General features: G+C 39.3%; 12 protein-coding genes. 8 read left to right on the forward strand and 4 right to left on the reverse strand.

From position 1 onward, the window contains the following. Positions 1 to 3: 3 nt before the first annotated feature. Together panB and VCM39_RS12150 are read right to left on the reverse strand one after the other, a co-directional pair. Positions 4 to 825 (reverse strand): 3-methyl-2-oxobutanoate hydroxymethyltransferase, encoded by an 822-nt coding sequence (panB, locus tag VCM39_RS12145; RefSeq protein ID WP_002560691.1) that lies wholly within the window; start codon positions 823 to 825, stop codon positions 4 to 6. 245 nt (positions 826 to 1,070) lie between these two features. Then, positions 1,071 to 1,721 (reverse strand): HAD family hydrolase, encoded by a 651-nt coding sequence (locus VCM39_RS12150; RefSeq protein ID WP_322932596.1) that lies wholly within the window; start codon positions 1,719 to 1,721, stop codon positions 1,071 to 1,073. Between the two features lie 124 nt (positions 1,722 to 1,845). On the opposite strand from VCM39_RS12150, the gene VCM39_RS12155 reads away from it, so the two are divergent. The 8 genes from VCM39_RS12155 to VCM39_RS12190 all read left to right on the forward strand — a co-directional run bounded on the left by VCM39_RS12155 (position 1,846) and on the right by VCM39_RS12190 (position 11,161). Further along, entirely contained in the window at positions 1,846 to 3,195 is a 1,350-nt protein-coding gene (locus VCM39_RS12155; RefSeq protein WP_322932595.1) for an MATE family efflux transporter, read from the forward strand. Between the two features lie 176 nt (positions 3,196 to 3,371). Beyond that, a complete protein-coding gene (locus VCM39_RS12160) occupies positions 3,372 to 3,812 on the forward strand; it encodes a hypothetical protein (RefSeq protein ID WP_221648960.1) in 441 nt (146 codons plus the stop codon). A 463-nt stretch (positions 3,813 to 4,275) separates the two neighbouring features. Then, positions 4,276 to 5,706 (forward strand): TolC family protein, encoded by a 1,431-nt coding sequence (locus tag VCM39_RS12165; RefSeq protein WP_289292187.1) that lies wholly within the window; start codon positions 4,276 to 4,278, stop codon positions 5,704 to 5,706. An 85-nt stretch (positions 5,707 to 5,791) separates the two neighbouring features. Then, positions 5,792 to 7,012 carry an efflux RND transporter periplasmic adaptor subunit gene (locus VCM39_RS12170; protein WP_322932594.1) on the forward strand — a complete coding sequence of 407 codons (1,221 nt, stop codon included), beginning with the start codon at positions 5,792 to 5,794 and terminating at the stop codon, positions 7,010 to 7,012. An 18-nt stretch (positions 7,013 to 7,030) separates the two neighbouring features. Continuing rightward, positions 7,031 to 7,777: an ABC transporter ATP-binding protein gene (locus VCM39_RS12175; protein ID WP_221648963.1), complete on the forward strand. Its 747-nt coding sequence runs from the start codon at positions 7,031 to 7,033 to the stop codon at positions 7,775 to 7,777. A 185-nt stretch (positions 7,778 to 7,962) separates the two neighbouring features. Continuing rightward, the gene (locus VCM39_RS12180) at positions 7,963 to 9,183 is read left to right on the forward strand and encodes an ABC transporter permease (protein WP_221648964.1); all 1,221 of its coding nucleotides are present in this window, start codon (positions 7,963 to 7,965) and stop codon (positions 9,181 to 9,183) included. Positions 9,184 to 9,291: 108 nt separating this feature from the next. Then, on the forward strand, positions 9,292 to 10,347 hold the full coding sequence (locus tag VCM39_RS12185) for a sensor histidine kinase (RefSeq protein WP_289292194.1): 1,056 nt from the start codon (positions 9,292 to 9,294) through the stop codon (positions 10,345 to 10,347). Between the two features lie 115 nt (positions 10,348 to 10,462). After that, positions 10,463 to 11,161: a LytR/AlgR family response regulator transcription factor gene (locus tag VCM39_RS12190; RefSeq protein ID WP_002560700.1), complete on the forward strand. Its 699-nt coding sequence runs from the start codon at positions 10,463 to 10,465 to the stop codon at positions 11,159 to 11,161. A gap of 373 nt (positions 11,162 to 11,534) precedes the next feature. On the opposite strand, the gene VCM39_RS12195 is transcribed toward VCM39_RS12190, so the two are convergent. Together VCM39_RS12195 and VCM39_RS12200 are read right to left on the reverse strand one after the other, a co-directional pair. After that, positions 11,535 to 12,404, reverse strand: coding sequence for a T9SS type A sorting domain-containing protein (locus VCM39_RS12195; RefSeq protein ID WP_322932593.1), 870 nt, complete (start codon positions 12,402 to 12,404; stop codon positions 11,535 to 11,537). A gap of 6 nt (positions 12,405 to 12,410) precedes the next feature. Beyond that, positions 12,411 to 13,340, reverse strand: coding sequence for a hypothetical protein (locus VCM39_RS12200; RefSeq protein ID WP_322932592.1), 930 nt, complete (start codon positions 13,338 to 13,340; stop codon positions 12,411 to 12,413). Between the last annotated feature and the right edge of the window lie 28 nt (positions 13,341 to 13,368).

Here is a 13,368-nt window from a genome sequence, read left to right on the forward strand (position 1 = left end):
ATATTAATATTGTTCCTTCTCGTTCGGGAAGTCACAGTTCTTTACGTCCGATACGTAGTGACTGATAGCATCCGTCATCACTGTGAACAAGTCAGCATAACGGCGCAGGAAACGAGGACGGAAACCATTGTTCATACCCAACATATCCTGAATAACAAGCACCTGACCATCTACATCACCACCGGCACCAATACCAATGACAGGAATAGTCAGTTCACTTGCCACACGTTTAGCCAGTTCGGCAGGGATCTTCTCAAGAACCAGTGCAAAACAACCGGCTTCTTCAAGTAAGTGTGCATCACGAATCAGCTTTTCAGCTTCTGCTTCATCTTTAGCACGAACCGTATAAGTACCATATTTATTGATTGACTGTGGCATCAGTCCTAAGTGACCCATGATAGGAATACCTGCACAAAGAATGCGCTTTACAGTTTCGATAATTTCTTCGCCACCCTCTAATTTTAATGCATCGGCATGGCTCTCTTTCATAATACGAATAGCAGAAGCAAGACCCTCTTTTGAATTTCCCTGATAGGAACCAAACGGCATATCTACTACCACCATAGCACGTTTCACTGCACGCACAACAGACTTACCATGGTAAATCATCTGATCGAGCGTAATAGGAAGAGTTGTCACATTACCCGCCATCACATTGGAAGCAGAATCACCGACAAGAATCACATCCATTCCGGCACCATCAACAATCTGTGCCATTGTGTAATCGTAAGCAGTCAACATAGATATCTTCTCGCCTCTTTCTTTCATTTCTATTAGGCGATGTGTAGTCACTTTTCTGGTGTCATCTGATATATATCCAGCCATGTTTCTATATATTTATGAATTAATAAATTGGGCGCAAAGGTATAACTTTTAATTTATAACAAACAAGAAAAGAAGAAGAATTCATATTTTAGAGAATTTCCCAATCCGTTTAATTACTTTATTATCAGAATTATTACAACTTTGATGATACTCCAATAAACCAAACAAGAAACAAGCAAGCTCCCGGCCCTATGCAACGAGAGTACTTGTTGAAAACATTAAATAAGTTAGTGGCAGAATAAGTTTCATTTCACCATAGACAGTAACTTCTCATAGGTCATTCCCATGAAATCATCCATGATAACATCTGCTTTATCTGTGATCGTTTCACGGGAATTTGTGGTTGCCAATCCTATAACAGTAGCACCGGAAGAACGCCCGGCTTGCAAGCCATGAAAAGAATCTTCAAATACAAAACTGTTCTCCGGAGTAGTCCCAAAGATCTTCATTCCAAGCAAAAAACAATCCGGAGCCGGTTTAGAATGTTCAAACATCTCTCCGGTAAGAATACGATCAAACTGTGTCTTGAATTCGGGATGAGCATGATAGACATTTTCCATCTTCTCTTCGTTGGAACTGGTGACAAGAGCGATCTTCACACCATGACGACGAAGATCGGCAAGGAAACCTTGTACCCCCGGAAGATATTCATAGACCATATCTTTCTCAAACTTATTTAGTTCACGAGTAATCTGCTCACGTACCGGAACAAGATCTCCGGAAAAGTATTTATCATAAATCTGCACCAGGGTCTGTCCTTTTATTCCGGGACCAAAATTCTCTTTATGCAGATACTTTTGTCCCTGTTCATTCCAAAAAATAGTATACTGTGATTCTGTGTCCATTATAACACCGTCAAAATCGAACAGTGCAGCAATTGTCTTTGTAGCATCCATAAACATCTTTTACCTTTAAACGTTAAACGTTGTATTTACATCGGCGCAAAGTTCAGAATAATCAATGGATAAGGCAAATTATTTGTACCTTTGCGCCACTTAAAAAACCGTAACGACTCAATATATGGCTCAACAAACCGACCCACGCATTCTGGGAACCGAAAAAATCGGGAAACTTCTGTTACAATACTCTATTCCCGCTATTATCGGAATGACTATTACTTCACTTTACAACATTATTGATAGTATTTTTATCGGGCACGGTGTAGGAGCTATAGCCATTTCCAGCCTGGCCATTACATTCCCGCTGATGAATCTTGTGGTAGCTTTCTGTGTACTTATTTCGGCCGGTGGGGCTACAATTTCTTCTATTCGCCTGGGGCAGAAAGATATGGAAGGCGCAACAGAAGTACTAGGTAACACATTAATGCTGTGCCTTATTAACTCGGTAGTATTTGGCGGCATTGCTTTTATTTTTCTGGATCCTATACTAAATTTCTTCGGTGCCAGCCCTGCTACATTACCCTACGCACGCGATTTTATGCAGGTAATCCTACTTGGTACTCCTGTGACATATACCATGATAGGTTTGAATAATGTAATGCGTGCCACCGGATATCCAAAGAAAGCGATGCTGACTTCTCTGGTAACTGTATTAGCCAACGTAATTATTGCTCCTATATTCATATTCCATTTCCATTGGGGAATCCGGGGAGCGGCTATGGCAACTGTAGTATCGCAATTTATCGGTATGGTATGGGTAGTGCAACATTTCCGCAACAAGGAGAGTTTTGTACATTTCCGTCCTGGTTTCTGGAAAATGAAAAGACGTATTGTAGCCAGTATCTTTTCTATCGGTATGTCCCCTTTTGCAATGAATGTAACCGCTTGTGTCATCGTGATCCTTATCAACAACAGCTTACAAAAGTATGGTGGAGACATGGCTATCGGCGCATACGGTATTATGAACCGGTTGTTAATGCTCTACGTTATGATTGTAATGGGACTGACCATGGGGATGCAACCCATCATCGGTTACAACTACGGTGCACAAAAACAGGATCGTGTAAAACATACGCTCCGCCTGGGTATCATCGTTGGTGTACTGATCACAAGTAGTGGTTTCATTATCTGCGAACTCTTTCCGCACACCGTTTCTGCTATATTCACTGACAGTGAGGAGTTGATTAATATGGCAGCAACAGGACTGCGTATCTGTATCTTGATGTTCCCTCTGGTTGGTGCACAGATTGTTATTTCTAACTTCTTTCAAAGTATCGGGAAAGCAAAAGTCAGCATATTTCTCTCGTTGTCCCGCCAATTGGTATACTTACTGCCCTGCCTTCTGTTATTTCCCGGTTGGTATGGGTTAAATGGCATTTGGATGAGTATGCCGGTATCAGACGGACTGGCTTTTATCACAGCAGTAATTAGCCTGATGATCTATATAAAAAGAATAAAACACAATGCCTAAAACCAATTAAGATTTCGGATTCAGTGTCCTTGTTTTATAGCATTTGTACGAAAAAGAAAGATATTAATTACAACTGTTTTCAAAACAATCCTTACAAACAGTAGGTTTATTTAAAAAAAGCATTTATATTTGTTAGTCAATAAAACCTTTGAACTATAAAACAAATACCTAAGCTTATGAAAACTATAAAAAAACTAATCTGTTTATTATTTTGCATTTTGTCATTGTTTGCATGCAGTAAAGAAGAATCCAATCCCCAATATGATCCGTCTAATGTCTTGTTCAAGGACATCCCTATTAGCGCCATAAAAAGTTGCGTTATAGGCCATTGGATACCATTCCGTCAATATGGAGGAGTTGCCGGTATAACAGAACTCAAAGATATTTATGAAGAATATCAAGAAAATGCACTTATTATAGAAAATAGAGCAACAAATGATTATACAAGAATAGAAATAAAAAAGTGGATTAAACAGGATGATGCTTGCATACTAATAGGGACAGATAACACTCCTATTTTGTATATGTATGGCATAAAAAAAGATATACTTTCTACTTCAATGGGAAAAGAACCTTCACCTGATAATATGGTAACCCTGAGTTCACGAACAAAATAAAAGCATGAAAAGAAATCCATTATTATGGATCATTTGTCAAATGTATAACTCGATACAATAGCGTTAATATTGTTAACGCTATTTTTAACATCCGAGTTTTATTTCATAAGAGTGTACACTTTAGCATATCAAGAATGTACAATATAGTATAGTAAAAGTGTACAATTAACACTTACAAAACTGTACACTCTTGACAACCTATAAACAAGAGTTTCTGATTCATTATAAATCAGGCTATTACATAGGTATAAACATTCATCGTCTTCCCTCATTTTTCTCCTTAAAGGATTCATATAATTACTTTTTTGACAACTATGTATTTAGCGGATAAATCATAGTTATCTTATCGACATAAATAACTCATTCGGCGGCGAAACTTCCCCTTACGTCTATCATTTTTGCAACAGTTATTATAGGTACGTACCTTCGCATACATCAAAAAGAATAATAAACTGTAAGAAGTATGATAAATGTAAGAAGATTGACAGTAATAACACTCTGCGTAACCAGTAGTAGCATAGGTGGCAATGTCCTCAGGGCACAAGATAATCCTGCTATGAACACTTACGCTACTCCAGCCACAGAACAAGCGGTGGAGAACAACTCTCTACAACTCCCTGCCGAATGGACTTTACAAGACTGTATCGACTACGCTTTAGAGCAAAACATCACTCTACGTAAAAGCCGTATTAATGCAGAAAGTACAGCCGTTGATGTAAAAACAGCTAAAGCAGCTCTTTTCCCAAGTCTCTCATTTTCTACCAGCCAGAATATGGTGAACCGTCCATATCAGGAATCAAGCAGTACGGTAAGTGGAACCGAAATTCTACGCAGTAACAGTAAAACCAGTTACAATGGTAACTACGGACTAAATGCACAATGGACCGTGTACAATGGCAGTAAACGCCTGAAAACAATTGAACAGGAAAAGCTGAACAACCGTGTAGCAGAACTGGATGTAGCTACCTCAGAAAAGAATATCGAGGAAAGCATCACACAGACCTATGTACAGATTCTCTATGCTGCCGAATCGGTGAAAGTTAATGAAAGCACCCTTGCTGTCAGTGAAGCACAATGCGACCGTGGAAAAGAGTTACTTGCTGCCGGTAGCCTGTCTAAAGCCGATCTGGCACAATTGGAAGCACAAGTAAGTACTGATCGTTATCAACTTGTTACTGCACAAACTACTTTGCAAAACTACAAGTTGCAACTGAAACAATTACTTGAGCTGGACGGTGAAGAAGAAATGAACCTCTATCTGCCTGCGCTGGATAATAGTAAAGTACTCTCTCCCCTACCTACCAAAACGGATGTTTATCATGCAGCTCTTGCCGTACGTCCGGAAATTGAATCGGGAAAACTGAACATACAGGCATCCGAATTAAATATCGATATCGCCCGTGCCGGATACATGCCCAGTGTCAGCCTTAGTGCCGGGATTGGTACAAACAATACCAGTGGTTCTGACTTTACCTTTGCTCAACAAGTAAAGAATGGCTGGAACAACTCTTTGGGATTATCTATTAGTGTACCTATCTTCAATAATCGCCAGACGAAAAGTGCTGTACAGAAAGCTAAATTACAACGTGAGACCAGTATGTTAAACCTGCTGGACGAACAAAAAACATTGTATAAAACCATTGAAGGGTTGTGGCTTGATGCCAATAGTGCTCAGCAACGTTATGTAGCTGCACAAGAAAAACTCCGTAGTACTCAGACCAGCTTCGATCTGGTTAGTGCACAGTTCAACCTGGGTATGAAAAATACCGTAGAACTGCTAACGGAAAAGAATAACCTTCTCAGTGCCCAACAAGAAACCTTGCAGGCTAAATACATGGCCATATTAAATGCTCAGCTACTAAAATTCTACCAGGGAGGGAATATCGAATTATAGACAGATTACGTGTAACCTGCCTAATGGTATACGCAAATCAAATAGTAAATAGTAAACAGTAAATTATAAAATAGTAAATATAACCATGAACAAGAAAAAAATCATCCTCATCGGTGTTACCATAATAGTGGTGGCAGGTGTAGCGATATGGGCTTTAAGTGGTCGGGTAACCAAGCACAAAATCTCATATGTCACAGCTACCGTGAGCAAAAGTGACATCTCTAACTCTGTAACGGCTACAGGAACGATTGCGCCTGTAACGGAAGTAGAAGTCGGTACACAGGTATCCGGTATCGTAGATAAGATTTACGTCGATTACAATTCTGTAGTTACAAAAGGAGAACTTATTGCAGAAATGGATAAAGTGACACTCCAAAGTGAACTTGCTTCAGCACGTGCAACTTATGACGGAAATAAAGCTGAATACGAATATCAGAAGAAGAATTACGAGCGTAGCAAAGGATTGCATGAGAAAGCTCTTATCAGCGATACAGATTACGAACAAGCCGTATACAATTACGATAAGGCTAAAAGCATGTTCGACAGTAGTAAAGCCGCTTTAGCCAAAGCCGAACGTAACCTTTCATATGCTACCATCACTTCGCCTATTGATGGTGTAGTTATCAGCCGTGATGTAGAAGAAGGACAGACAGTTGCTTCCGGATTTGAAACGCCTACCCTGTTCACTATTGCCGCAGACCTGACACAGATGCAAGTTGTGGCCGATGTGGATGAAGCCGATATAGGTGGTGTAGAAGAAGGACAACGCGTAAGTTTCACTGTAGATGCATATCCCAATGATATGTTCGAAGGTAAAGTCACTCAGATACGCCTGGGAAGTACAAGCAGTAGTACAAGTACGAGTAGTAGTACAACAACAAGCGTAGTGACATATGAGGTAGTCATCTCTGCACAAAACCCGGACTTAAAACTCAAACCTCGCCTGACAGCCAACGTCACAATCTATATCCTGGACAAGAAGGATGTTCTCAGCGTACCTTCCAAAGCATTACGCTTCACTCCTGAAGTTCCTCTCATCGGTAAAGAAGACATTGTAAAAGATTGCGCGGGCGAACATAAACTTTGGACAAAAGAAGGTAATACGTTCACTGCACATCCTGTACAAATAGGTATTAGTAATGGAATCAAAACTGAAATCACAGGTGGAATCAACGAAGGTACCCAAGTGATAAGTGAAGCCAATCTCGGTGCAACTACAAGTAATACAGCAGAAATGGAAGCTGGCGGCAATACAGAGAAAAGCCCCTTCATGCCTGGCAGACCGGGAGGAAATAAGAAAAAATAAATTAATGTTCTCAATAATATGAGCAAGAAAGTAATTGAACTACATAACATCAAACGGGACTTTCTGGTGGGGGAAGAGATTGTACACGCCCTGCGTGGGGTCTCCTTCACCATCAACGAAGGAGAGTTTGTAACCATTATGGGTACGTCGGGTTCAGGCAAGTCAACCTTGTTAAATACGTTGGGGTGCCTGGATACTCCAACAAGCGGAGAATATCTGCTTGACGGAATATCTGTAAGAAGCATGAGTAAATCTCAACGGGCCGTACTACGAAACCGGAAAATAGGTTTCGTATTCCAAAGTTATAACCTGCTGCCTAAAACAACTGCCATAGAAAATGTGGAACTTCCTCTGATGTATAATGCCAGCGTCAGTGCTTCCGAACGTCGTAGACGGGCCATTGAAGCATTACAGGATGTAGGACTGGGTGATCGACTGGAACATAAATCCAACCAGATGTCCGGAGGCCAGATGCAACGTGTGGCTATTGCCCGCGCATTGGTCAATAATCCGGCTGTAATACTGGCGGATGAAGCAACGGGTAACCTTGACTCACGTACCTCATTTGAGATACTTGTACTGTTCCAGAAACTTCATGCCGAAGGGCGTACTATTATCTTTGTCACCCATAATCCGGAATTGGCACAATACAGCAGTCGCAACATCCGGTTGCGGGATGGCCACGTGATAGAAGATACGATCAATACTCATATCCTCTCCGCAATTGAAGGATTGGCGGCACTGCCGAAAAATGATGAGGACTGAAAGGATTTACGATTGGACGATTTACAATTTACGATTGAAGCCACTCTTTAAATTATAGATGAAAGTAATCTCAATTGTAAATTATCTAATCGTAAATCAAAATGACTTCAATCGTAAATTGTCTAGTCGTAAGTCGAAGTACCCTCAATCGTAAATCGTAAATTGTCTAATTGTAAATCAAAATAATGAACGGAACCAATTTATTCAAAATAGCCCTTAGGGCATTAGCCAACAACAAGTTGCGGGCTTTCTTGACGATGCTTGGTATTATCATTGGCGTAGCATCCGTTATCACCATGCTGGCTATTGGTCAAGGCTCCAAAAGAAGTATCCAGACGCAAATAGCCGAAATGGGATCGAACATGATCATGATACATCCCGGAGGTGACATGCGTGGTGGTGTACGTCGTGATGCATCCGAGATGCAGACGTTAAAGCTGGAAAACTATGAAAAGCTGCGTGAAGAAACAAACTATCTTTCAGGGATAAGTCCTAATGTATCTTCTTCCGGACAGCTTGTTAATGGTAACAGCAACTATCCGTCATCCGTTAATGGAGTAGGACTGGATTATCTAAAAATCCGCCAATTGGATGTAGAAAACGGAGAGATGTTCACCGAGGCAGATATACAGAGCTCTGCTAAAGTCTGCATCATCGGAAAAACAATAGCTGACAACCTCTTTCCTGACGGATCTGATCCTGTTGGAAAAGTTATTCGCTTCAATAAAATACCTTTCCGCGTAGTAGGTGTACTCAAAGCCAAAGGATACAACTCCATGGGCATGGACCAGGACGATATTGTACTGGCACCTTATACTACGGTAATGAAACGTTTGCTGGCCGTCACTTACCTGCAAGGTATCTATGCCTCTGCTCTCTCCGAAGATATGACAGATTATGCCATTGAAGAAATCACAAGTATCCTGCGTCGCGAACATAAGCTGAAAGACAGCGATGATGATGATTTTACTATACGCAGCCAACAGGAGCTTAGTACAATGCTCAATTCTACAACCGACCTGATGACTACCCTACTCGCTTGTATCGCCGGTATTTCATTGGTAGTGGGTGGCATTGGTATTATGAATATTATGTATGTATCTGTCACAGAACGTACCCGTGAAATCGGACTCCGTATGTCGGTAGGTGCACGAGGGATAGATATCCTCAGCCAGTTTCTGATAGAAGCTATCCTGATAAGTATTACCGGAGGTATTATAGGCGTAATTATAGGTTGTGGTGCCAGCTGGATCGTTAAGAGCGTAGCCCATTGGCCTATTTTTATACAACCGTGGAGCGTATTCCTATCATTTGCCGTATGTACTGTCACAGGAGTATTCTTTGGTTGGTACCCGGCTAAAAAAGCAGCGGACCTTGATCCGATTGAAGCAATACGATACGAATAAACAGCAATAGTAAAGAATGAGTAGTGATAAGTGATGAGTACTATGATCCGCATGGAACTAATCACTTATCACTACTCGTTAATCACTAATTTTACTATCTTTGCAAATATGAAACAATCTACAAACAGCCGCGTTCGCTTTGCCATGGTACTAACCCATATCATTAGCTGGGGTATCATTTTTGGCTTCCCGTTCTTTTTCATCAACCGGGGAGGAGAACCTATTGACTGGATAGGATACATACGCCGTAGTGGAGTACCTCTTAGCTTTTGTATCGTATTCTATTTAAACTATTTCATTCTTATCCCCCGTTATCTGTTTAATGAACGCATTCAAAAGTTTCTATTGCTGAATCTCACACTAATCGTTCTTATGAGCGGTGGGCTTCATTTATGGCAAACCATCATGTTTGTTAACGATATTCCCAAAACTCCCCATAAAAACATGCCTCCCGGCTGGATCTTTTTTGTTCGCGATATGTTCTCGATGGTACTTACCATAGGACTTGCTGCCGCTATCAAAATGAGTATCCGATGGGGACAAATTGAAGCTGCACGACGGGAAGCGGAAAGAAGCCGTACTGAAGCCGAATTAAAGAACTTACGGAATCAGCTGAATCCTCATTTCTTACTTAACACACTGAATAACATCTATGCCCTTATCGCCTTTGATACAGACAAAGCACAACAAGCCGTACAAGAGTTAAGCCGGCTTCTTCGCCACGTATTGTATGATAATCAGCAGACATTTGTCTCTTTAGGGAAAGAAATGGATTTCATTCGCAATTACATAGAGCTAATGCGTATCCGCCTCTCCTCCAATGTAGTAGTAGAAACAAATATCGATATCTCTCCGGATAACCGGACAGAAATCGCTCCGCTCATTTTCATATCACTTATCGAGAATGCCTTTAAGCATGGTATCTCTCCTACAGAACCCAGCTTTATCCGCATTGCTTTTTCTGAAGCCAACGGAGAAGTGAGATGTGAAATTACAAACAGTTACCATCCCAAAGCCGAAACAGATAAAAGCGGTTCGGGTATCGGACTGGAACAAGTAAGCAAACGTCTGGAATTAATCTATCCCGGACGCTATCAGTGGCAACACGAAGTGAGTAAAGATAAAAAAGAATATTCATCAAGATTAGTGATTAGGGAGGAGTGATTAGTGATAAGTGATTAATGATTAGTGACATGCGGTTCACAGCGTAGCCCACTAATCACTTATCACTAATCACTATTCACTAATCACTATTCACTAATCACTAATTATTAAAATCATGACTCTAAATTGTGCCATCGTAGACGATGAACCTCTGGCTCTTGATCTGTTGGAAAGTTATGTCAACAAAACTCCGTTTTTGTCTTTAACCGGTAAATATTCGAGTGCTGTACAAGCAATGAACGAGCTTCCGGAAAAGAAAGTTGATCTGCTTTTTTTAGATATTCAAATGCCGGAACTTAACGGGCTTGAATTCTCCAGAATGGTAGACAAAAATACCCGTATTATATTCACCACTGCTTTCAATCAATATGCCATCGACGGGTATCGGGTGAATGCTCTCGATTATTTACTAAAACCCATTTCATACGTCGACTTCCTGCAAGCAGCCAACAAGGCGTTACAGTGGTTTGAGCTCGTACAGAAACCGGAAGAGATCGAAAGTATCTTCGTAAAAAGCGATTATAAACTGGTACAAGTAGAACTTAAAAAGATTCTTTATATCGAAGGATTGAAAGATTACATTAAAATATATACCGAAGATCAGCCCAAACCCATCCTTTCGCTGATGAGCATGAAATCTATGGAGGAATTGCTCCCTCCCACTCGCTTCATGCGAGTACATCGTTCATTCATTGTGCAAAAGGATAAAATACGGATCATAGATCGTGGTCGGATTGTCTTTGATAAGACATATATCCCCATCAGTGATAGCTACAAACAAGTTTTTCAAACTTTTCTTGATGAAAGAAGCTAAGAAATAACCCGTTTATCGGTAAAAAGCCCCCATTTGTCTATTCTTATTTGCAAAATAGATGACAAATATGTATCTTTGTACCGAACAGAAAGGAGTTGTGAAACTCTGAGAATAGAATAGTTTAGTTAAGTCTAGTTTAGTTTTTGTGTTAAGAGGCTTCCTCGTCGGCGGACGAACAAGGAAGCCTCTTTTTTATTTACTTATTTTCAATTAATTACAAATACAAATCGGGTATTTTCTTTCTTAATTAGTATTTATCATTGAGAACCCCAAAACGTCACTTTGGGCGCTATTCTATTGCCGTTTTATTGCTGCAATACTAAAACAAAAGAAGAAGAATAAATTAAGGCAGCTTATCAGGCTGCCTTAATTACTAATTCGCTACTACCATTCGTTTGGTATCAATCAAACAATCATCAACTATAAGAGAATACATATAAACTCCATTAGTTAGTTCTGTAGTGTTTACATCAATACTATTTTGGCCAATAGAAGTTATTGGTATTTTCAGGACTAAAACTCCCATCATATTGTAAAATTGTAAATAAGCACTTTTTCGAATCTCAGGTATCACAAAAGAGATGGAAGTCATGAATGAAGCCGGATTAGGAATATTCTGACCCAATTCCGAATTATCTTTTACCTCATCATTAATACCAGTTACAGAACTTCTTGTAAACAAGGGTGGAGCAGAAGGAAGTTCATTATATATTCTAACTACGCTTCCCTGTTCTGCTATGAAGCCTGGTAAGATTCTAACAGAACGATATCCATTAAAATTAACAGTTACATTATTCCTAACTTGAACATTTATAAGAGTCAAATATGTCCCACTCTCATTATCGTTATATTCATACTCTTTATTGGCAATTGCCACATTACAAGGTTGCACACCAATACTCCAAGAAACATCCCCCACCCAAACGTCATGTTTCAATATTAATTTAGCTTCCTCATTCGTACCAATACAATCCCAGATTACAGAAATAGGTTTATAAGTAAGATCCATGTAATCTCTATTTACCGTAGTCAACGTATAATTTCCATCTTGATCTCTTATCTTTCCATTGATAACTTCCCAAGTATAAACATCTTCTGAAGCTTTTGATACTCCGCCAGTAATTAATCCTGCTGCATATTCGTATGGAATACCCGGTATAGGATTATAATCTCCAAACAAGTGCCACTGCGCATTTAGCTTTGCAGAAAAGCATATTAGAATTAATATAATCTTGAATTTCATGATAATCTATTTATTATTTAATGCCTTTAATTGTTCTATCTCTTCCTGTTGTTTTATTACATACAGAGTCAATTCCTCAATCTTTTGAAGTAATAAAGCATTCACTTCACCCAAACTAACTCCATTGGCTTTAACATCTGATTCACTAGGAATACCTGGTAAAGTACCTTTTTCTGTAATATGCTTCTTTACCTCTCCTAATGTTGGAAGTTTATAATCCTTCTTAAAAACAAAGTCGGCCCAATCAGAGTCTACTTTTATTTCTTTTGCACGAATAGTACCATTAACAGCTAATTTATATCCTTGCGGATCCAGTGTACCAATACCAACATTATTATCTTTTGAAAATAAGACAACTGGAACATCATCGGTTATTGATCCATTACGAAACCTTAAATCTCCGGAATAATTAATATAACAGGAACCATTATTATCATTCCCATTATATGATATTCGTAAACTATGATTTCTATCAGAAGTATTACCAAAAATCAATTCTTTATTAGAAGGAATAAACAAGTATTTGTTTACATGTATATTTCCATTAACATACTGGTCTCCATTAATTGTTTGAACCCCATTAAAAGTATTTACTCCTCTGGTGGCAAACTCCTGCCAATTGTTATTATACTCAGTATCCGTTTTCAAGTGGGCCAGTTTTCTAAAAAAGATTCGGTCGTCATGTTCAAAAGTTGTGGAAATTTGAAATTGATAATTAAGGTTTGAATCATTATGACGCATAACAAATAAATATTTCCAAGGCCATTGAGGAATTTCATAAGGATAGTTTGTTTGAACTTTGTCTGAATCATAAATACCTGTATTTAATATACTATTAAAACTATTAATAGTTTGTGCATAACCATCTCCTATTTGTTGAGCAAAACCCAATCCCACACTAAATAGTGACACAAAAAGTAGTAGAATCTTTTTCATAACCTATAAATTTAAAAGTCAGTAAATT

Origin of the sequence: Bacteroides mucinivorans (assembly GCF_034654355.2) — a bacterium.
GTDB lineage: Bacteria > Bacteroidota > Bacteroidia > Bacteroidales > Bacteroidaceae > Bacteroides > Bacteroides nordii.

What these genes read in the sequence shown, in the direction of transcription:
- panB (WP_002560691.1), bottom strand. Translation starts at nt 825, where the DNA reads ATGGCTGGATATATATCAGATGACACCAGAAAAGTGACTACACATCGC.
- VCM39_RS12150 (WP_322932596.1), bottom strand. Translation starts at nt 1,721, where the DNA reads ATGGATGCTACAAAGACAATTGCTGCACTGTTCGATTTTGACGGTGTT.
- VCM39_RS12155 (WP_322932595.1), top strand. Translation starts at nt 1,846, where the DNA reads ATGGCTCAACAAACCGACCCACGCATTCTGGGAACCGAAAAAATCGGG.
- VCM39_RS12160 (WP_221648960.1), top strand. Translation starts at nt 3,372, where the DNA reads ATGAAAACTATAAAAAAACTAATCTGTTTATTATTTTGCATTTTGTCA.
- VCM39_RS12165 (WP_289292187.1), top strand. Translation starts at nt 4,276, where the DNA reads ATGATAAATGTAAGAAGATTGACAGTAATAACACTCTGCGTAACCAGT.
- VCM39_RS12170 (WP_322932594.1), top strand. Translation starts at nt 5,792, where the DNA reads ATGAACAAGAAAAAAATCATCCTCATCGGTGTTACCATAATAGTGGTG.
- VCM39_RS12175 (WP_221648963.1), top strand. Translation starts at nt 7,031, where the DNA reads ATGAGCAAGAAAGTAATTGAACTACATAACATCAAACGGGACTTTCTG.
- VCM39_RS12180 (WP_221648964.1), top strand. Translation starts at nt 7,963, where the DNA reads ATGAACGGAACCAATTTATTCAAAATAGCCCTTAGGGCATTAGCCAAC.
- VCM39_RS12185 (WP_289292194.1), top strand. Translation starts at nt 9,292, where the DNA reads ATGAAACAATCTACAAACAGCCGCGTTCGCTTTGCCATGGTACTAACC.
- VCM39_RS12190 (WP_002560700.1), top strand. Translation starts at nt 10,463, where the DNA reads ATGACTCTAAATTGTGCCATCGTAGACGATGAACCTCTGGCTCTTGAT.
- VCM39_RS12195 (WP_322932593.1), bottom strand. Translation starts at nt 12,404, where the DNA reads ATGAAATTCAAGATTATATTAATTCTAATATGCTTTTCTGCAAAGCTA.
- VCM39_RS12200 (WP_322932592.1), bottom strand. Translation starts at nt 13,340, where the DNA reads ATGAAAAAGATTCTACTACTTTTTGTGTCACTATTTAGTGTGGGATTG.